Origin of the sequence: Aurantiacibacter odishensis (assembly GCF_003605195.1) — a bacterium.
Lineage (GTDB): Bacteria > Pseudomonadota > Alphaproteobacteria > Sphingomonadales > Sphingomonadaceae > Alteraurantiacibacter > Alteraurantiacibacter odishensis.
In genome coordinates this window covers 53,318-70,320 of sequence record NZ_QYOS01000025.1, presented here as the reverse complement: position 1 = coordinate 70,320, position 17,003 = coordinate 53,318, and the positions used below count along the sequence as shown (strand labels likewise).

24 protein-coding genes are annotated in these 17,003 nt (G+C 64.3%); 6 read left to right on the top strand and 18 right to left on the bottom strand.

The features are described 5' to 3' along the window. Positions 1-185: 185 nt before the first annotated feature. The gene (gene rarD, locus D4Q51_RS12185) at positions 186-1,109 is read left to right on the top strand and encodes an EamA family transporter RarD (RefSeq protein WP_120078049.1); all 924 of its coding nucleotides are present in this window, start codon (positions 186-188) and stop codon (positions 1,107-1,109) included. Here rarD and pyrC read toward each other — a convergent pair whose 3' ends face one another. Together pyrC and D4Q51_RS12175 are read right to left on the bottom strand one after the other, a co-directional pair. Beyond that, positions 1,110-2,147 (bottom strand): dihydroorotase, encoded by a 1,038-nt coding sequence (gene pyrC / locus D4Q51_RS12180; protein WP_120078048.1) that lies wholly within the window; start codon positions 2,145-2,147, stop codon positions 1,110-1,112. A gap of 10 nt (positions 2,148-2,157) precedes the next feature. Beyond that, positions 2,158-2,982 carry a patatin-like phospholipase family protein gene (locus tag D4Q51_RS12175; RefSeq protein ID WP_120078047.1) on the bottom strand — a complete coding sequence of 275 codons (825 nt, stop codon included), beginning with the start codon at positions 2,980-2,982 and terminating at the stop codon, positions 2,158-2,160. 38 nt (positions 2,983-3,020) lie between these two features. On the opposite strand from D4Q51_RS12175, the gene ygfZ reads away from it, so the two are divergent. Next, entirely contained in the window at positions 3,021-3,758 is a 738-nt protein-coding gene (ygfZ, locus tag D4Q51_RS12170) for a CAF17-like 4Fe-4S cluster assembly/insertion protein YgfZ (protein WP_120078046.1), read from the top strand. On the opposite strand, the gene D4Q51_RS12165 is transcribed toward ygfZ, so the two are convergent. Further along, complete coding sequence (locus D4Q51_RS12165) at positions 3,755-4,351, bottom strand: TetR/AcrR family transcriptional regulator (protein WP_120078045.1); 597 nt, start codon at positions 4,349-4,351, stop codon at positions 3,755-3,757. The two genes, ygfZ and D4Q51_RS12165, sit on opposite strands and share 4 nt — an antisense overlap. Positions 4,352-4,404: 53 nt before the next feature. Between D4Q51_RS12165 and D4Q51_RS12160 the strand changes: the two genes are divergently transcribed. Then, complete coding sequence (locus D4Q51_RS12160; RefSeq protein ID WP_120078044.1) at positions 4,405-5,268, top strand: metal-dependent hydrolase; 864 nt, start codon at positions 4,405-4,407, stop codon at positions 5,266-5,268. 18 nt (positions 5,269-5,286) lie between these two features. Here the strand turns inward: D4Q51_RS12160 and D4Q51_RS12155 are convergent, their stop codons facing one another. The 3 genes from D4Q51_RS12155 to rplU form a co-directional block, all read right to left on the bottom strand. Next, complete coding sequence (locus D4Q51_RS12155; protein ID WP_120078043.1) at positions 5,287-5,832, bottom strand: GNAT family N-acetyltransferase; 546 nt, start codon at positions 5,830-5,832, stop codon at positions 5,287-5,289. A gap of 187 nt (positions 5,833-6,019) precedes the next feature. Continuing rightward, positions 6,020-6,289 carry a 50S ribosomal protein L27 gene (gene rpmA, locus D4Q51_RS12150; protein WP_120078042.1) on the bottom strand — a complete coding sequence of 90 codons (270 nt, stop codon included), beginning with the start codon at positions 6,287-6,289 and terminating at the stop codon, positions 6,020-6,022. A 12-nt stretch (positions 6,290-6,301) separates the two neighbouring features. Further along, positions 6,302-6,793 carry a 50S ribosomal protein L21 gene (gene rplU / locus D4Q51_RS12145; RefSeq protein WP_120078041.1) on the bottom strand — a complete coding sequence of 164 codons (492 nt, stop codon included), beginning with the start codon at positions 6,791-6,793 and terminating at the stop codon, positions 6,302-6,304. A 218-nt stretch (positions 6,794-7,011) separates the two neighbouring features. Between rplU and D4Q51_RS12140 the strand changes: the two genes are divergently transcribed. Together D4Q51_RS12140 and D4Q51_RS12135 are read left to right on the top strand one after the other, a co-directional pair. After that, entirely contained in the window at positions 7,012-7,512 is a 501-nt protein-coding gene (locus D4Q51_RS12140) for a hypothetical protein (protein ID WP_120078040.1), read from the top strand. Between the two features lie 12 nt (positions 7,513-7,524). Next, positions 7,525-8,208, top strand: a complete 684-nt coding sequence (locus D4Q51_RS12135) for a Crp/Fnr family transcriptional regulator (RefSeq protein WP_120078039.1) — start codon at positions 7,525-7,527, stop codon at positions 8,206-8,208. Positions 8,209-8,211: 3 nt separating this feature from the next. Here D4Q51_RS12135 and D4Q51_RS12130 read toward each other — a convergent pair whose 3' ends face one another. The 6 genes from D4Q51_RS12130 to D4Q51_RS12105 form a co-directional block, all read right to left on the bottom strand. Continuing rightward, positions 8,212-8,637, bottom strand: a complete 426-nt coding sequence (locus D4Q51_RS12130; protein WP_120078038.1) for a hypothetical protein — start codon at positions 8,635-8,637, stop codon at positions 8,212-8,214. 65 nt (positions 8,638-8,702) lie between these two features. Next, positions 8,703-9,152 (bottom strand): molybdenum cofactor biosynthesis protein MoaE, encoded by a 450-nt coding sequence (locus D4Q51_RS12125; RefSeq protein WP_120078037.1) that lies wholly within the window; start codon positions 9,150-9,152, stop codon positions 8,703-8,705. Position 9,153: 1 nt separating this feature from the next. Continuing rightward, a complete protein-coding gene (locus D4Q51_RS12120; protein ID WP_120078036.1) occupies positions 9,154-9,396 on the bottom strand; it encodes a MoaD/ThiS family protein in 243 nt (80 codons plus the stop codon). After that, a complete protein-coding gene (moaA, locus tag D4Q51_RS12115) occupies positions 9,396-10,397 on the bottom strand; it encodes a GTP 3',8-cyclase MoaA (protein ID WP_120078035.1) in 1,002 nt (333 codons plus the stop codon). The genes D4Q51_RS12120 and moaA overlap by 1 nt, the downstream gene beginning before the upstream one ends. A 12-nt stretch (positions 10,398-10,409) precedes the next feature. Further along, positions 10,410-10,736, bottom strand: a complete 327-nt coding sequence (locus D4Q51_RS12110; protein ID WP_120078034.1) for a Rossmann fold domain-containing protein — start codon at positions 10,734-10,736, stop codon at positions 10,410-10,412. Next, positions 10,736-11,104: a dihydroneopterin aldolase gene (locus tag D4Q51_RS12105; RefSeq protein ID WP_120078731.1), complete on the bottom strand. Its 369-nt coding sequence runs from the start codon at positions 11,102-11,104 to the stop codon at positions 10,736-10,738. Before D4Q51_RS12105 ends, D4Q51_RS12110 begins: the two co-directional genes overlap by 1 nt. Positions 11,105-11,263: 159 nt before the next feature. Here D4Q51_RS12105 and D4Q51_RS12100 point away from each other — a divergent pair, with 159 nt between their 5' ends. Further along, on the top strand, positions 11,264-12,040 hold the full coding sequence (locus D4Q51_RS12100; protein WP_162925313.1) for a DUF1499 domain-containing protein: 777 nt from the start codon (positions 11,264-11,266) through the stop codon (positions 12,038-12,040). A gap of 4 nt (positions 12,041-12,044) precedes the next feature. On the opposite strand, the gene D4Q51_RS12095 is transcribed toward D4Q51_RS12100, so the two are convergent. The 6 genes from D4Q51_RS12095 to D4Q51_RS12070 all read right to left on the bottom strand — a co-directional run bounded on the left by D4Q51_RS12095 (position 12,045) and on the right by D4Q51_RS12070 (position 17,003). Then, positions 12,045-12,932, bottom strand: coding sequence for a class I SAM-dependent methyltransferase (locus D4Q51_RS12095; RefSeq protein WP_120078032.1), 888 nt, complete (start codon positions 12,930-12,932; stop codon positions 12,045-12,047). Further along, positions 12,932-14,359, bottom strand: coding sequence for a threonine synthase (gene thrC, locus D4Q51_RS12090; protein WP_120078730.1), 1,428 nt, complete (start codon positions 14,357-14,359; stop codon positions 12,932-12,934). The genes D4Q51_RS12095 and thrC overlap by 1 nt, the downstream gene beginning before the upstream one ends. Before the next feature lie 61 nt (positions 14,360-14,420). Beyond that, on the bottom strand, positions 14,421-15,053 hold the full coding sequence (locus D4Q51_RS12085; protein WP_240624711.1) for an SURF1 family cytochrome oxidase biogenesis protein: 633 nt from the start codon (positions 15,051-15,053) through the stop codon (positions 14,421-14,423). Further along, the gene (locus D4Q51_RS12080) at positions 15,050-15,406 is read right to left on the bottom strand and encodes a DUF983 domain-containing protein (RefSeq protein ID WP_120078031.1); all 357 of its coding nucleotides are present in this window, start codon (positions 15,404-15,406) and stop codon (positions 15,050-15,052) included. The genes D4Q51_RS12085 and D4Q51_RS12080 overlap by 4 nt, the downstream gene beginning before the upstream one ends. 45 nt (positions 15,407-15,451) lie before the next feature. Further along, positions 15,452-16,333 carry a cytochrome c oxidase subunit 3 gene (locus D4Q51_RS12075; protein ID WP_120078030.1) on the bottom strand — a complete coding sequence of 294 codons (882 nt, stop codon included), beginning with the start codon at positions 16,331-16,333 and terminating at the stop codon, positions 15,452-15,454. Positions 16,334-16,397: 64 nt separating this feature from the next. Continuing rightward, positions 16,398-17,003, bottom strand: coding sequence for a cytochrome c oxidase assembly protein (locus tag D4Q51_RS12070; protein WP_120078029.1), 606 nt, complete (start codon positions 17,001-17,003; stop codon positions 16,398-16,400).

Sequence of the window (17,003 nt, the reverse complement as noted above, 5' to 3'; positions counted from 1 at the left end):
CCCAACAGGGAGAGCAGCACCGATCCCTTTGTTTCAAAAACAAATTTCTCAGATTTCATCGTTTTGATAGCGGGTTTCCCCTTAACATCAAGCAACGTACCAATCGTTCGCTACACCGCAATTTCGCGAAATTTCCATCGATGAATGGCTTGGCCTTTTGCCACTTACCACCCTAGGGACCGGCCATGGCCGAGCAGGAAACCAGCAGGGAGCGTGCACTGATTCTCGCGCTCTGCACCCATGCGATCTGGGGTTCGATGCCGGTCTATCTGATGCTGGTGGACCGCGTGCCGCCGCTGGAATACGTGGCCTGGCGGACGTTCTTCACCCTGCCGATCTGCCTGTTCTTCGTCATCCGCTCCCGGATGCTGGGCGATCTTGCGCAGGTGCTGGTCAACTGGCGCACCATGCGCACCCTTGCCTTCAGTTCCGCGCTGATCGCCGTGAACTGGTTTCTCTATGTCTGGGCGATCCAGCAGCACCAGGTCTACGCTGCCAGCCTCGGCTACTACATCCTGCCTCTCGTGATGATGCTCCTGGGCGTTGCCTTCCTGAAGGAACGCCTCACGAAGCCGCAGGCGGGTGCGGTGGCGCTGGCAGTTATCGGCGTTGCGGCCCTGTCTGCCGGCGCGCTGACCACGCTGTGGCTCAGCGTGACCGTGGCCACCACTTTCGGCATTTACGGTTTGCTGCGCAAGACAGTGGAGGCCGGGCCTCTGCTGGGGCTGACCTGCGAATCCATCATTCTCCTGCCGTTCGTGATCGCATTTCTCGGCTGGACCGAACTGGTGGGAGACGGCGTGGTTCTCGGCCGGGAGGCGCTGGAAACGACCGCGATCGTGTTCGGCGGCGCGATGACCGCGGTCCCGCTGCTGCTGTTCGCCACGGCCGCCCGCGCCCTGCCCTACAGCACCATCGGCTTCCTGCAGTTCATCTCGCCCACGATCGTCTTCCTGCTTGGCCTCTTGGTATTCCGGCAGGAAATGAAGCCCGCGCAGCTCGTCTGCTTCGTCCTGATCTGGACCGCTATCGCGCTGTTCAGCTGGGACATGTTCCGCAACGCTCGCCGGGAGCGGCAGGCGAAGCTGGCACGCGGCGTAACGCCCTGATTAGCCGAGAAAGCGCCAGCGCAGCTTCTCGCCCGCGTGAAACGGCACGAGCTGCGTGCCATCGGCCTTGATCGCTTCGGGAACTTCGGTCTGGGCGCGCTCCAGCGTCACGCGATCCTCGTTCATCGGCAGGCCGTAAAAGCGCGGGCCATTCTCGGAGGCAAAGCCCTCGAAGTGGTCGATAGCACCCTCGTCCTCGAACACGGAGAGGTAGCTTTCCAGCGCAAAGGGCGCATTGAAAATACCTGCGCAACCGCAGGCGCTTTCCTTGGCCTCGCGCGCATGGGGCGCGCTGTCGGTGCCGAGGAAGAACTTGGGAGACCCGCTGGTGGCCGCGCGGCGCAGCGCCAGCCGGTGCTTCTCGCGCTTGGCGACGGGCAGGCAATAGGCGTGCGGGCGCATCCCGCCCACCAGCATGGCGTTGCGGTTGATGTGAAGGTGCTGCGGGGTGATCGTGGCCGCAACGTTCGCGCCTGCGCTCTCCACGAATTGCACCCCTTCCTCGCTGGTGAGGTGCTCGAACACCACTTTCAGGTCTGGCAATCCCTTCAGGAGCGGCGCAAGCGTGCGCTCGATGAACACCGCCTCGCGGTCGAAGATGTCGACGTCCGCGCTGGTCACTTCACCGTGTACGCACAGCACCATGCCGATCTCGGCCATCACTTCCAGCACGCCCCGAATGTTGGCGACATCGGTGACACCGCTGTCGGAATTCGTGGTCGCACCTGCGGGATAGAGCTTGCAGGCGGTGAACACCCCTGCCTCGAACCCGCGCCGCACTTCGTCGGGATCCGTGTTGTTCGTGAGATAGCAGGTCATCAGCGGAGTGAAATCCGCTCCTTCAGGCAGCGCCGCGATGATCCGCTCGCGATAGGCCTGTGCGGCGGCAACAGTCGTCACCGGCGGAGTGAGGTTCGGCATTACGATGGCGCGAGCGAACTGGCGCGCGGTGTGGCCGACTACGGCCTCCAGCATGGCGCCATCGCGCAGGTGTACGTGCCAGTCGTCGGGGCGGCGGATCGTCAGGGAATCGGTCATGCCTTGCGCCTTAATCGCCTCCGCCCTGCTCCGCCAGCCACGCCTTGCCGTCGCGCACGCCCTGATCCCATGTTCGCGTGACCTTGCTGGCATCGGAAAAGTCTATCTTGTCTGCCGCCACCTCGCAGCTGGGCATCACATAGGTTCGGCCCGGAACCTGCGGGCACTGCCGATAACGCGAGGTGAGCAGGACCAGCGTTTCGCCCTCGCTCTCCAGCGGCAGCGGGGCCTTGTCCAACATACCACCATCAAGGACGCGGCAATCCTGCCATCGGGGAACGTCGAACACCGGCGGGATGGTCGCGGCGGCGCAGATCAGATCCACCAGCTTGCCATCGCGCGCGGCCTGCCTGCCATCGACACGGATTTCACCAAGCCCCGAACCACGCGGCCAGCGCAGGTGCGGCGTGGAACGCACGGCCTGGTCCAGCTGGTAGAGCAAGCCATAGAAGATAGCCGAGAGGTGCGGCGCAAGCTGCTCGGGCGGCACGCTGAGAGCGACCTCGTATTCCGGGCCATCGGCCACCCGCTCGATCGCTTCTGCATCCAGCGTCACGTCCACCACGTCCCGGTAGATTTCCTGGTGCGGGGTGAAATTGGATTTCCCGGCATCGACGTTGGAATCGTTCACCTTGAACGCTTCGCTCATCACCGCCAGCAGGTCTTCCTCGCGCCCGCCGATCCAGCTGGCGGCGCTCAGTGCTCCGCCTGATACGCTGCTGATCCGCCGGGGTTGCAGTTCCTCGAAACTCCCGACCTCACTGAGGAAACCCCCGTGCCAGAAGCAACGGATGCCTCCGCCGGAAAAGACCACCTGATCGTATGTGCGCGCCATTGCATTGCCTATGGCGCGCGCGGTCCTATCTGTCACCCATGAGTGCAACCCGCCTGAAATCCCGCGCGCTGGTGCGCGTTTCCGCCACCGACTCCGCCGAGGACCCCGCCGCTTTCCTGCAAGGCCTGCTGACGAACGACGTCGTGGGTGACTTGCCCACCTACGCCGCGCTGCTGACGGCGCAGGGCAAGACCATGTTCGACATGATCGTGTGGCGCGATGGCGGCGACATCCTGCTCGACTGCGAGGCCGAGGTGGCGGACGATCTCGCCAAGCGCCTGTCGCTCTATCGCCTGCGCCGCAAGCTGGAGATCGGCCGCGACGAGACGCTGGCGGTGCATTGGCAGGCTGACGCGCGCGAGGGAGCCTCCCCCGATCCGCGGTTGCCCGCGCTGGGGTGGCGCTGGCTGGCCCCGGCAAACGATGTCGACGAAAGCGCAGACGCGGCGTGGCGCGCCCATCGCCTTGCCCTCCGCGTGCCCGAGGGGAGCGCGGAACTGGGCGATATCCTGTGGCTGGAGACGAACGCCGTCGAACTCAACGGCGTCAGTTTCAACAAGGGCTGCTACATCGGGCAGGAGAACACCGCGCGCATGAACTGGCGGCAGAAGGTGAACCGCCGTCTCATGGTGGTTCCCCTCGAGCGCTCGGAAGAAAAGCGTCGCAAGGCCATGCACGAGGACCTTGGCATTGCTGTCGATCACTTGCGCGTGGCGGATATTCCGGCGGACCTCGTGCCCGAATGGCTCGATCTGGGCGAAGTGGACGGCGCCTAGACTTCGATGCCGTTCTTCTCGAACGCAGCGATCATCATCGATTCCGCCCGGTCGCGCGCGGTGGTGCGTTCCACCGCCAGCGATTCGGCCAGCTGCTCTCCCAACAGGGCATCGCCCAGCGCGAGGAGGACCAGCGAGAAAGTCGTCTCGTGCATCGAGCGCTGCGAATCGTGAGCGACTTCCTCGGGATTGAGGTCGTCCACCAGCGTGTGAATGGTCTCGATGATGGGATTGAGCGCGTCCTCGTTGCCCGACGCCAGCATCCAGCTTGCCAGCGCGCCGCCACCCTCCTGCCCGAAAGCGTCGAACGTCAGGTCCACCACTTCGCGGGGACTGCCGATACCGGCCCGCGTCGCGCGCACGGCATCGCCGATCGAATCGCACACGGTCTGGGCCAGGTGACGGGCCAGTTCCTTCTGCAAGCCGGAAGCCGAGCCGAAATGATGGAGCAGGTTCGCGTGGGTGCGGCCGATACGGCTGGCAACGGCTTTCAGGGTGACACTCTGCGGTCCGGCCTCGATCAGCAGCGCGCGCGCCGCTTCCAGCGCGACCGCGCGGCTTTCCTCCGGGCTCAATCGCTTCCTTATTGACACCTTTGTAAGTACCCCCTATTTCCCGAGCAGTCATCATCGAAGAGGTCCGTGATATGACGGCACACCCGCACTGGCAAGAAACCCCGCCCGAAACTCGCTCGCTCACCATCCGCGACAAACGCTTTGCGCGCGACCGGAAGCGGCAGCGCGGGGTGGACCCGATCGCCTCTGCCTGGTTTGCCGCCCTCTCGTGCAGTTTCCCGCGCGGAGAAGCGATGTTCATCGAGGCGGTAAAGGCGCACCGTGACGACGTGCCGCCGCAATTGGCAGCCGAAATCCGCGATTTCATCCGCCAGGAAGTGAACCACACGCGCGAACACATCGCGTTCAACCGAGTGGTGGAAGAGGCGGGATACGACATCTCTGCAATCACGGCGCGCGTAAACCACCTGGTGGACCAGACGCTGGCGACACCGCCGATCGTGCAGCTCGCCATCACCTGCGCTTTGGAACACTTTACCGCCATGTTCGCGCACCAGTTTTTGAAGAACCCAGGCGCGCTGGCAACCGCAGGCATGGGCGATCCCGACCTGTGGATGTGGCACGCGGCGGAGGAAATCGAGCACAAGGGCGTCGCCTACGACACCTGGCTGAACGCCACGCGCAACTGGCCCGCGTTCAAGCGCTGGCGGGTGCGTAGCCTGCTGATGGTGATCGTCAGCTTCCGTTTTCTGCGCAATCGCTCCGCCGATGCGCTGGAACTGATGGCGCAGGACGGGATCACGGGTTGGCGCGCGAAATGGGGGCTTGTGCGCTACCTGTTCGGGAAGCCGGGGATATTGCGCAAGATATTCCCTGCGTGGCTTGGCTATTTCCGGCCCGGCTTCCATCCCTGGGACCATGACGACCGCCACCTGATCGCCGCGTACGATGGCGACACGGCGGGCAGCGAACCGGCAGCCGTGCCCGCCGAATAGCGACAGGCACGGCCGGCCTTACGCGGCCTCGGCGTCGGGTAGTTCCATCGTTAGCGTCAGATCGCAGCGATAGCGGCGGGCGAGAAACGCCTCTCCGCCACGCGCCGCGCAAGCCGTCGGGCGAATTTCCCCGGTCTCGACGAAACCGTTTGCCTTCAGCACCTTGCCGCTGACGGTGTTTTCTAGGAAGTGCCCGGCGTTTACGCTTTCCATACCGAAGGCGCGGGCCATCGACAGCACGCCGCGAACCGCTTCGCTGGCATAGCCGCGGCCTTGCCACTGGCGACCGATCCAGTAGCCCAGTTCGAAGCCTTCCTCGTCCGGCTCCACGCCGATCTGGCCGATCACGGGCGCACCGGTGATTTCGGGCAGCGTTACCGAGAATGTCATCGCACCTGCGGCTACCGAGCGGCGGCAATAGGCCTGCGCGTCGGCTTCGGTATAGGGCCACGGTGCGCGCGCCAGCATGCTGACAACGCCGAAATCGGCGATGCCGAGATAGATCTCGCGCCAGTCTTCAGGGAATATCGGCCGCAGGAACAGCCGCTCGGTACGCATGAACATTGGTATTCTCCCCAAAACCGAGTGCCCGCCTCCAGTGGGCCACCGGTGTTTCAAATTCGGGTCTGACCCTTGGGAAGGAGAATCAAAAAAGGAGACGGGGCGGCCCCATCTCCTTCCGATTTTTCGAGTCCTGTAGCGGCTCGAAAGGGGCCATCCCAGTGGATGACCCCATTATCGAATCATCCGGTTATTCGGCGGCTTCCGCCATCGCGTCTACCGATACGTATTTGCGGCCGAGCTTGCCGTCGTGGAAGCGGACCTTGCCTGCGCCCAGGGCGAACAGCGTGTGGTCCTTGCCCATGCCGACGTTGGCACCCGGGTAGAACTTCGTGCCGCGCTGACGCACGATAATGTTGCCGCCGATCACGTCCTGACCGCCGAACTTCTTCACACCAAGGCGACGACCTGCTGAGTCGCGACCGTTACGCGATGAACCGCCTGCTTTTTTATGTGCCATGGTTCGAGATCCTTACTTCTTGTCGGCCGACTTGTCGGCGCTCTTCTTGGTGGCGGCAGCCTTCTTGGGCGCAGCCTTCTTCGCCGTGCCAGCAGCTTCCTTCTTGGGAGCGGCCTTCTTCGGCTTGTCCGCAGCCTTCTCTTCCGAAGTGTCCTTCACAGGAGCGTCCGCCTTCTTGGCAGCAGCCTTCTTCGGCGCAGCCTTGCCTTCGCCCACGGCCGTGATGCGCAGCAGGGTCATCTGCTGGCGGTGGCCGTTCTTGCGACGGTAGTTGTGACGACGACGCTTCTTGAAAACCGTCACCTTCTCGCTCTTGGCCTGGGCGATCACTTCCGCCGAAACCGTGACCTTCGAAGCGTCGGCCAGTTCGGCGCCTTCGCCGGCCAGCAGAACATCGTCCAGCACAATCGTCTCGCCAGCGTCACCCGCCAGCTTCTCGACTGCGATCTTGTCTCCTTCGGCGACGCGGTACTGCTTGCCGCCCGTGCGCACTACTGCGAACATGGTGCTTAAATCCGTTTCATCTGGTGTCTTCTGCCGCACCCCGAACCAAGAGAACCCCGGCCCGTTTCACGGCAATGACAAAAAAGGCGCCCACAGGGCACCGGAAAGAGCGCTGCCGTTAGGCGAAGCGCCGATAGCTGTCAACCTTCGCGTGGCCGAATCTGCGACCGAAATGCGTGCTGGAAAGCTTTCCGTGCCGAATGTAGGGAAAGCAGCCTATGGTGCAAGTCTCTCGCCTCCTCCCTGTCTCCGCTTTCGCGCTGCTGGCCGCATGCGCTTCGCCAGAGGGGGATTATCCCTCGCTCGCCATTCGCGATGTAGAGCGGGTGAGCGGATCGCTGGAAGTGGAACCCGCGCCGCCGCCGCCCGCCCCGCCCGCAACTACGCTGGCTTCGCTGGACGAGCTTGCCGCCAGTGCCCGCGCCGCACACCAGCGGTTCCTCTCAGCCGAACCCGATGCGCGTGCCGTCACCGCCTTTGCCGCAGGCGCTGCCCGCGGAACCGAAGCCTGGGCCCGCGCGCAGGTTGCCATCGCGAACCTCGAGGCACAGCGCAGCCAGACGATGATCGCGCTGGCCGATCTCGACCGGATCTACGTGGATGCGGCAACCTCGGCCTTCGCAACCGAATCGATTTTCGACGTGCGCAGCGAGATCGATGCGCTTGTCGAGCAGCAGGACGCCACCATCCGATCCCTGCTGGGCCGGTTGGCGGGATAGGCGCCGGGCGTCATGTCCCTCGCGTGCAAAACCTGCGCGGTAAGAGACAGCGCGGCCTGTTCGGTCCTGACGCAAGAGGAGCGCAGCGAACTCGCTCGTGCCGGACGCACGCGCCACCTTTCGCGCGGTGAAACCCTATTCACAGCCGGGGACGAGGATACCGCCTGCGCCACGCTGGTTTCCGGCGCGCTGAAGATTTCGGCCTATGACGAGGACGGCAACGAGCGCATCCTCGCGCTGATCCATCCGGCCGGGTTCGTGGGCGAGATGTTCGCCCCCTTCCCAGCCCACGACGTCGTGGCGCTGACCGATTCGCAGCTTTGCGTGTTCGCCAGGACAGACATGACGCGGGCGCTGGAGCAGCACCCCGCCCTCACCCGCGCGCTGCTGCGTCGGTCGGAAGAAGACCTGCATCTGGCGCGCAAGCTGCTGGCGCTGGGATCGGGCTTCGGTGCGAACGAGCAAGTGAGCAAGCTGCTGCTGGCACTGGCGCAGGCGGCAAGCGATTCGCCCTGTCATCTGCGCCTGCAATTCGAACTGCCGCTGACGCGCGGGGAAATGGCCAACATGCTGGGCCTGACCATCGAGACCGTGAGCCGCGTCTTCACCGCGCTGGAACGCGCGAAGATTATCGAACGCAAAGGGGCGCGCGGGATCGATATCCTCGACCCGGCGCGCCTGGAAAGTTTTTCCTGACTGTCAGACCAGCGCGGCGATCGTCACGCAGACGAGGCCCCAGGCGAAGATCAGCACCGGCAGGATCAGCACTTGCACCGTGGCATCGCGTGCGCTGGTGCGGCCATAGGCGGTCATGATCCCGTCCTGCCGGAAACGACTCCAGGTCTTGGGCTTGCTCTTCGTCGCGGGCGCAAGGCGCGTCCAGATCGCGGGCACACCGAAGAAGGCCACCACGAAGAAGGCGAAGATGGCGAAGGGGATCACCATTTCGGGATTGCCGAAGCCCATGGCGAGCGTGCCGATGAAGCCGAGGAACAAGGCCACCGTGGTGGCGTAAAGCCCGGTGGGAAGTTCGAAAGTGCGATCCGTCGGCGCGGCGACGCGCGGCGCTTCGATGCGGATATCAGCCTGCTGGGCAATTTTCTCGCGGGTAAGTTGTTCGACCATGATGCGTTTCCTTCCTGTCGTGAGAAGGCAATGCATCCATTCGCGCGGCTATGCTTTGACCCCGATCAAATGTCCCAGCGTTTTGCGTCGTCGTGGTCTTGCGCACGCGGTTCTATCCAGTGCCAGCCGTCGCCGCGCTTCTCCCGCTTCCAGAACCAGCTACGCGACTTGAGGTGGTCCATCGCAAAATCCACCGCCTCGAATGCATCGCGGCGGTGCCGCGCGGCGGCGGCCACCAGCACGATCGGCGCGCCGGGTCGCATATGGCCGGTGCGGTGGTGGATCAGCAGGCCATCGAGTTGCCAGCGGCCTTCCACCTCGTCAGCCAGCTTTTCCATGCCCGGCAGGGTCAGACGTTCGTAGCTGATGAGTTCGAGGACTTTCACGCCCCCGTCGGGCCGCACCTTGCCGACGAAGCTGGCGATCCCGCCCGCGTCCGGGTGAGCCTTGGCGAAGAGGCCCAGCGCCTTGCCGGGCGAGAAGCCCTTGGTGAGAAGCTGGACGTCCCGCGCCATGTCAGCCGCCAGACACGGGAGGCAGCAGCGCCACTTCGTCCCCGTCGCTGGCGGAAAGGGCAGTCTTGTCGGCCAGCACTTCGCCGTTCACCGCGATCTTCGTGCGATCGTCGGAAACGGCGGCGGCGATCTCCGCGCCAAGCGCATCGGCAAGGCCAGCCCATATCAGCGGAGCGGCAACCTCGCGCTCGCCCTCGCCTGCAAGGTCGGCAAGCTTGCCGATGAAAACTACGGTAACGGCCATCAGCCGCCCGTCATCGACATGTGGCGCGGCTGAGTCGGCTCGGCACCCTTCTCGATCCGGAAGTGGTGCTTTTCCGGCTTGATCCGCATCGCCTCGTTCAGCGCAGCGGCAAGGTTGGCATCGGGTGCATCGGAGCGCAGAGCGGCGCGCAGGTCCACTTTCTCGGCCCCGCCGAGGCAGGCATAGAGCTGCCCCGTCGCCGTCACGCGAATGCGGTTGCAGGTGGCGCAGAAATTGTTGGTGAGCGGTGTGATGAAGCCCAACCGTCCGCCGGTTTCCTCCACCCGCACATAGCGCGCCGGGCCGCCGGTGTTGTCGGCGATGTCTGTGAGCGTGAAGCGCTGTTCCAGCACCTCACGCACGGCGGGCAGCGGCAAGTAATGATCGACGCGCTCGCCATCCACCTCGCCCAGCGGCATGACCTCGATCAGGGTCATGTCGTGGCCGTGGGTGCCCGCCCATTCGACGAGGAAGGGAATCTCGCTCTCGTTGATCCCCTTCAGCGCGACGGTGTTGATCTTGACATTGAGGCCGACTCGCTTCGCCTCGGCGATACCGCGCAGCACCTGCACCAGCCGGTCGCGGCGGGAGAGCGTTTCGAACAGCTCGCCATCCATCGTGTCGAGCGAGACGTTCACGCGGCGCACGCCTGCCTCGAACAGGTCGCCCGCGAATTCCTCCAGCCGGGTGCCGTTGGTGGTGAGCGTGAGTTCGTCCAGCCCGTCTCCAAGCTTGCGGCCCAGTGCCTGCACCAGTTCGATCACGTCGCGGCGCACCAGCGGCTCGCCGCCGGTGAGGCGGATCTTGGTTATACCGCGTTCGATGAAGGCGAGGCCGAGCTTGTGCAGCTCCTCCAGGCTAAGCACTTCTTTCTTGGGCAGGAAGGTCATGCGTTCGGGCATGCAGTAGGAACAGCGCAAGTCGCAGCGGTCCGTCACCGACAGGCGAAGGTAGGAAATCCGGCGCTGGAACGCGTCGACGAGGGGCTTTGAGCAACTCATGTGCCTGCCTATCTAGTCACTTGCACCCGAATTGTCATGGATAGCGAACAGTTGTCCGGTCACGCCCGGCGCGCCTTGCAGGTATTCGCACACGGCCTTCACATCCGCGCTGGAGCCGCCGACTGCGCCGTTCACGCGGCACGGAGCGGCTTCGCGAGCCAGTTCCTCCACCGCAGCGGTGCGCCAGTGCAGGTGGGTGTGATCGGCCGGGTCGAACAGCAGCACCAGGTCGCTGCCGGACGCGCGGCGCGCCTCGGGCAGGATGCGCGCGTGGAAAGCGGCGGCGGCATCCAGCGGCGAATTGGGCAATTCGCGTGCCTCGATGCGCACCAGCGCCATCACCTGCGCTCCCGAACCAGTGTGATGCCGATTTCCTCATCCGCCTCGCTCAAAGCCAGCTTGACGATCTTGACGCTGATTTCCTCGACACGGCTGTCCTGCAGGAACAGCGTCTCGCACACGTGATCCGCCACGGCCTCGATCAGCTTGTAGTGCCGATCCCCCAGCGCGTCGGAACAGGCGAATTTCAGGTCCATGTAATTCTTGCTGGCATCCAGCGGCGTTTCCGCATCGTAATGCGGCTCCACCTTCAGCTTTGCGCGCACGGTGAAACGCAGCGGCTGCGGCTGGCCGGTTTCCTCAGAATAGATTCCGGTGTGCACCATGTGCACGTAATCGGCGAGTTCGAGATGAAGGCTGTCTGCCATGATGGCCCGCGTGATTACAGGCTGCGGCGCGATTTACAAGGAAACAGACACAGTCAATTTCGCAATCGTGTTCCGGGGCATGGGCCTCTGGCCGCAGTTGACGCTGGCCCCTTTTTGCGGGCAAGCCTTGCGCGAAGACACAACAAGGGGACGTGGATCATGGCGGAAACGCGTGCAGCATCGGCAACGGGCACGAGGAAAGACAGCAAGGCCGTTCGCTGGCTCGGCAATTTCGTTCTGGGCGGCGCACTGATCGCGATTGTCATCGTGCTGGTGGCGGCCACCCTCGCCCGGTACGATATCATCGACAAGCTGGCAGGCTTCGGCCCGTTCTACATGGCCCTGAATCCGGCGCGTGTGCTGACAGTCATCGGCATTCTCGGGCTGGCGTTCGCCTTCTGGCGCAGCACGGGAGAGGTCGCGAAGCTGTTCGTCGGAACGATCCTTGCCGGCGCGCTGACGGCGGTCATTTACACCCTGCTTGTCATACCCGGCGGCAAGGTTCCGCCTATTCATGACATCACCACCGACCTGAACGACCCGCCCCAGTTCACCTCGCTGGCTGTCGACAACCCGGTCAGCACCGGCCCCTTCAGCCGCGAGGAATGGCGCGCGTTCCACGAAGGTGCCTACGCTGACATTGAGCCGATCGTGATCGACAGGCAGCCGCAGGAAGTGCTGGCCGATGCGCAGGCGCTGATGGAAGATCGTGGCTGGGAAATCGCCGCCTACGATGCCGAGGCTGGCAGGTTGGAAGCCACCGCGACGGCGGGCTACGTGCGCTTTTACGACGACGTGATCGTGGAAGTGACGCCGGTGGCCGATGGCTCTACCCGCGTCGACATGCGCAGCGTCAGCCGGGTGGGCGTGAGCGATGTTGGCTACAACGCCGCGCGAATCAGGGAATTCCTGGCGGACCTGCGCGCCGTCGGCTGATCGATCAGTCGTTGCTCCACCGCGCAAAGATCGCGGTGGGCAGCAGGCGGCCATCCGGTCCGTCTTCCTGAACGGCAAGGTCGCCGTGCTCCACCTTGCCCGGCAGGTCGGCAAAAACCTCCGCCAGCAAGCCACCGATGGCGAGCGAACTCATCCGCACGGCATAAACGGTGAGGAACAGGAACTTGCTGTTGGCATCGAGCAGCTGGCGGCAATCCGCAATCAGCCCCGGCAGCCCGTCCTCGATTCGCCAGGTCTCGCCCTTGGGGCCGCGCCCGAACTTGGGCGGGTCGAGGATAATGCCGTCGTAGCGTCGCTCGCGCCGCACTTCGCGCGCGGTGAACTTTACTGCATCGTCGATCAGCCAGCGGATCGGGCGATCCTCCATGCCCGATAGCGCGGCGTTTTCGCGCGCCTGGCCAACGGACTTCTTGCTGGCATCGACGTGCGTCACCGGCCCGCACTTGCTCAGCGCCAGCGAGCCGACGCCGGTGTAGCCGAAGAGGTTCAGCGTCTGCGCATCCTCGCGCCCGGCCAGTTGGCCGCGCATCCAGTGCCATACGGGCGACATGTCCGGAAAGAAACCGAGGTGGCGGAACGGCGTACACTGGGCGGTGAAGGTCACCTCTTCCCAGCCAAGCGGCCAGCCATCGCGCGGAACCTCTCTCGCGAACTGCCAGCGGCCGCCGCCGTCCTCGTCGCTGCCGGGCACGAATTCGCCGTCAGCCTGCCAGTCGCCCTGGCGAGGCGACCACATGGCCTGCGGTTCGGGACGGATGAAGCGGCGTTTCCCATAGCGCTCCAGCTTGCGGCCGTGGCCCGAATCGACAAGCCCGTAGTCCGGCCAGCCCTCGCCCACCATGATTACCGGATCACGGACAAGCTCGGCCATCAGCTGCTCGGCGTGGCGTGCTTGGATACGTAGTCGGCCACCGCGCCATATTCGCCGGGCAATTCCTCGAACGCCTCGGTCCGCTCGAACAGGTCACCCACGCGAGTCGGCAGCGAGGGGCGCATGCCGGTGGCGCGTTCCACCGCGTCGGGGAACTTCGCCGGATGCGCCGTGGCCAGCGTGACTATCGGCGTCGATGCGGCGATTCCTGCCTCGCGCGCAGCCTGGAACCCGATCGCTGTGTGCGGGTCGAGCACGTATCCGCACTGTTCGTTCGCCCAGGTCATGGCCTTTGCCATGCCGGCCTGGTCCACGCGGGCGCTGGCAAACAGGTGCGCCGCACCTTCACGCTGGGCGTTGGTGAGTTGCATGGCCTTGGTCGCTTCGAAGCCGCGCATCTGTTCGGCCATCGCCGCCCCGTCGCGCCCGCCCAGATCGAACAGCAGCCGCTCGAAATTGGAGCTGACCTGGATATCCATGCTGGGCGCGGACGTGGGCGTGACCGTGCCTGCCGAATAGTCGCCCGTGGCCAGCGCGCGGTGGAGAATGTCATTCACGTTGGTGGCGACAATAAGTTTCTCGATCGGCAGGCCCATCTGCGCGGCGACATAGCCCGCGAACACGTCGCCGAAATTGCCGGTCGGCACGCTGAAAGCTATCTTGCGGCGCGGCGCGCCCATCTGCAGCGCTGCGGCGAAATAATAGACCACCTGCGCCATCAGACGCGCCCAGTTGATCGAGTTGACCGCGCTGATGCGAAACTTGCCGCCCCGAGAAGCCGCCATCGCATCGTCGTTGAACATGCGCTTCACCATCGCCTGCGCATCGTCGAAACTGCCTTCGATGGCGAGGTTGTGCACATTGGGCGCGCGCACAGTCGTCATCTGGCGGCGCTGCACGTCGCTGACGCGGCCCTTGGGGTGCAGCATGAAGATATCTACCCGCTCTCGCCCCGCGACGGCATCGATGGCCGCGCTGCCGGTGTCGCCGCTGGTCGCGCCGACGATGGTGAGGTGATCGTCGCTCTGCTTCAGGAAATGCTCGAACAGGCGGCCTAGAAGTTGCAGCGCCACGTCCTTGAAAGCGAGCGTCGGGCCGTGAAACAGCTCGAGAATCCACTGCTGCTGATCGAGTTGCACCAGTGGCGTGACGGCCGCGTGGGAGAAGCGGCCATAAGCGCGCGTGCACAGGTCGCGCAGTTCCTCGACCGTCAGAGAGCCTTCGACAAAGGGCGTCATCACCCGCACGGCCAGCTCGACATAGGACAGGCCCGACATTGCCGCGATCTCGTGCTCCGAGAATTGCGGCCATGCCTCGGGCACATAGAGGCCGCCATCGCTGGCGAGGCCCGCCAGCGTCACGCCTTCGAAATCGAGCGGCCCTGTAGACGAATTGTGGGCGCTGCCACGGGTGGAAATGTATTTCATCGTAAGGCGCGCGTTAAAGCCATGGCCCGCGCTGGGCAAGCAAGCAGTGATTGCCGCGCTGTCACTTGCGCTTGGCGCTGTCGTCCCGCCAGCGGCGGCGCAGCGCGAGGAAGTAGATCACCAGCGCGGTGAGCGCGAAGAAGAACCACTGGCCCGCGTAGGCCAAGTGGTTGTTCGGCAGGTCGCCGGGATCGGGCCTGGCGAGCGGTTCGAGGCCCGCTTGCGGTTCGCTTGCGACAACCTCGTAATCCTCGCCTGCCGTGGAAAGGATGCCGGTCACGGTGCCGCCCTGCCACTCAGGCTGCTGTGGAGAGCGCGACCAGCCGATGGTGGCGTAGAGTACGGTGCCCGGAACACCATCCGTGAGAGCCTTGTCGCAGGCGAACATGTGGACGTAGCCGGATTGATCGTCCGCGTTCCGGCCCGCCACACCCTTCCAATCGCGCGGGTTTTCGCAATCGATCTCCACCGTGCGGAATAGATTCGCATCGAGGTGCGCGGTGTTTTCCGAGGCGTCCGATGGGAAAGGTTCGAAGCTGCGAAGGATCGGCAAGTCCTCGTTGGCCGCGTATTGCGCGATCAGCGCTTCCTTCTCACCCATCCGGCCAAGCTGCCACACGCCCAGCGCGACCATGACGGCAGCGGCGGCGATCACGATTATCGTGGGGATAATCGGCACGCGTCCTGCAGTCACGAGAGGTCGCTCCCGTCATGGCGGTGCTCTTCCGCCCGGCGCTGGTATTCGGCGACAAGCAGCGATGCCTTGGTGATGCGCAGGCCCGCGATCACGCCGATCACGGTCAGCGGCAACCACAGGATCACGTGGACCCACCAGGGTGGTTCGACGCTGAGTTGCAGCCACAGCGCCAGCACGACGATGATCGTGCCTATGCCCAGCGTCAGGAACGCCGCCGGGCCGTCACCCACGTTAAACTTGCTGTAAGCTAGGCCGCAGTTGTCGCAGGTATCGGCGAACTTGATCCAGCCGTCGAACATGGTCCTCGCCCCGCAGCGCGGGCAGGAACCGAAAAGGGCGGCCTCGCGCATTGCGGGCCGCCCCTTCGAAGTTTCAGTCTCGTCAGTCACGAAGGCTTAGTGGACCTCGGCGCCCCAGCCGCCCCAGACGTAGACGGTGATGAACAGGAACAGCCAGACGACGTCCACGAAGTGCCAGTACCACGCAGCGGCTTCGAAACCGAAGTGCTGGCGCGGCGTGAAGTGGCCAAGGTATGCACGGCGCAGGCAGACGATCAGGAAGATCGTGCCGACCAGCACGTGGAAGCCGTGGAAGCCAGTCGCCATGTAGAAGGCGCTGGAGTAGTTGTTGCCACCGAAGCCGAAGGGGGCAGCGGCATATTCGTAGGCCTGGATCGCGCTGAACAGCACGCCGAGACCGATGGTGAGCCAGAGGCCCTTCTTCAGGCCATCACGGTCGCCGTTGATCAGGCAGTGGTGCGCCCAGGTGACCGTGGTGCCCGAACACAGCAGGATCAGCGTGTTGAGCAGCGGCAGGTCGAACGCGTTGAGGACTTCGATGCCATCGGGCGGGAAGTTCGCCAGCATTGCGGCGCCTTCCTGTCCGACCATGCTCTGCCACAGCCCTTCGTCCACCATCTCGATGGGTGCCGGGAAAAGGGCAAAGTCGAACCACGACCAGAACCAGCCGACGAAGAACATCACTTCAGAAGCGATGAACAGGATCATGCCATAGCGCATGTGCAGCTGCACCACGGGGGTGTGATCGCCGCGCTGCGCTTCGTTCACGATCTTGGAGAACCAGCCGAAGAAGGTCGCGATCAGGCCGGCGATGCCGAGGCCCAGGACGATGCGCCAAAGGCCTTCCGGGAAGGAAGCATCGTCGGCGTGCATGAACATCACCATGCCGGTAGTGAATGTGAGCGCCGACATCGAGCCGACGAACGGCCAGATGTCAGGGTCTAGAATGTGGTAATCGTGGTTCTTGGCACCGGCCATGATGTTGATCCTGATCCTTGGGTTTGCTGCGCCTGTAATGCGTGGTTGCGTTCGGGTCCAGAGCCTAGCTGGGGTTCTCCTCGCCCGAAGTCGGGCCCCCAGCGACACGGGCGTCCGCGCGGTGGAAAGTGTAGGACAGGGTGATCTGCTCCACCCCTTCCATGTTCGCGTCGTCCAGCGCGGCCGGATCGACGTAGTAGAGCACCGGCATGCGAATTTCCTCGCCCGGCTGCAGCGTCTGCTCGGTAAAGCAGAAGCACTGAATCTTGTTGAAATAGCGTCCGGCCTGCTCCGGCTCCACGTTGAAGGTGGCGGTGCCGGTGATGGGGACGCTGGAATTGTTCTTCGCGGTGTAGAAAGCCATGTCGCGCTGGCCTATGGCGACCCGGTCAGTCACCTGCACCGGCTTGAATTCCCACGGCATGTTGCGCGAGGTGTTGGCATCGAAGCGGATCGAGTAGGTGACCCCGCCAGCACTGGCGCCGAGCCGCTCCGCCAGGGCCGCATCGCTCTCGCTTGCCACCTGCGTCGTGCCACCAAACCCGGTGACGCGGCAGAACAGGTCATAAAGCGGAACGGCGGCATAGCCCATGCCCAGCATGGCCAGCGCCATGCCGAAGCCGAAGAGCATGGTGCGCTTGTTACGATCTTCGAGGGTCATTGTAGCCAT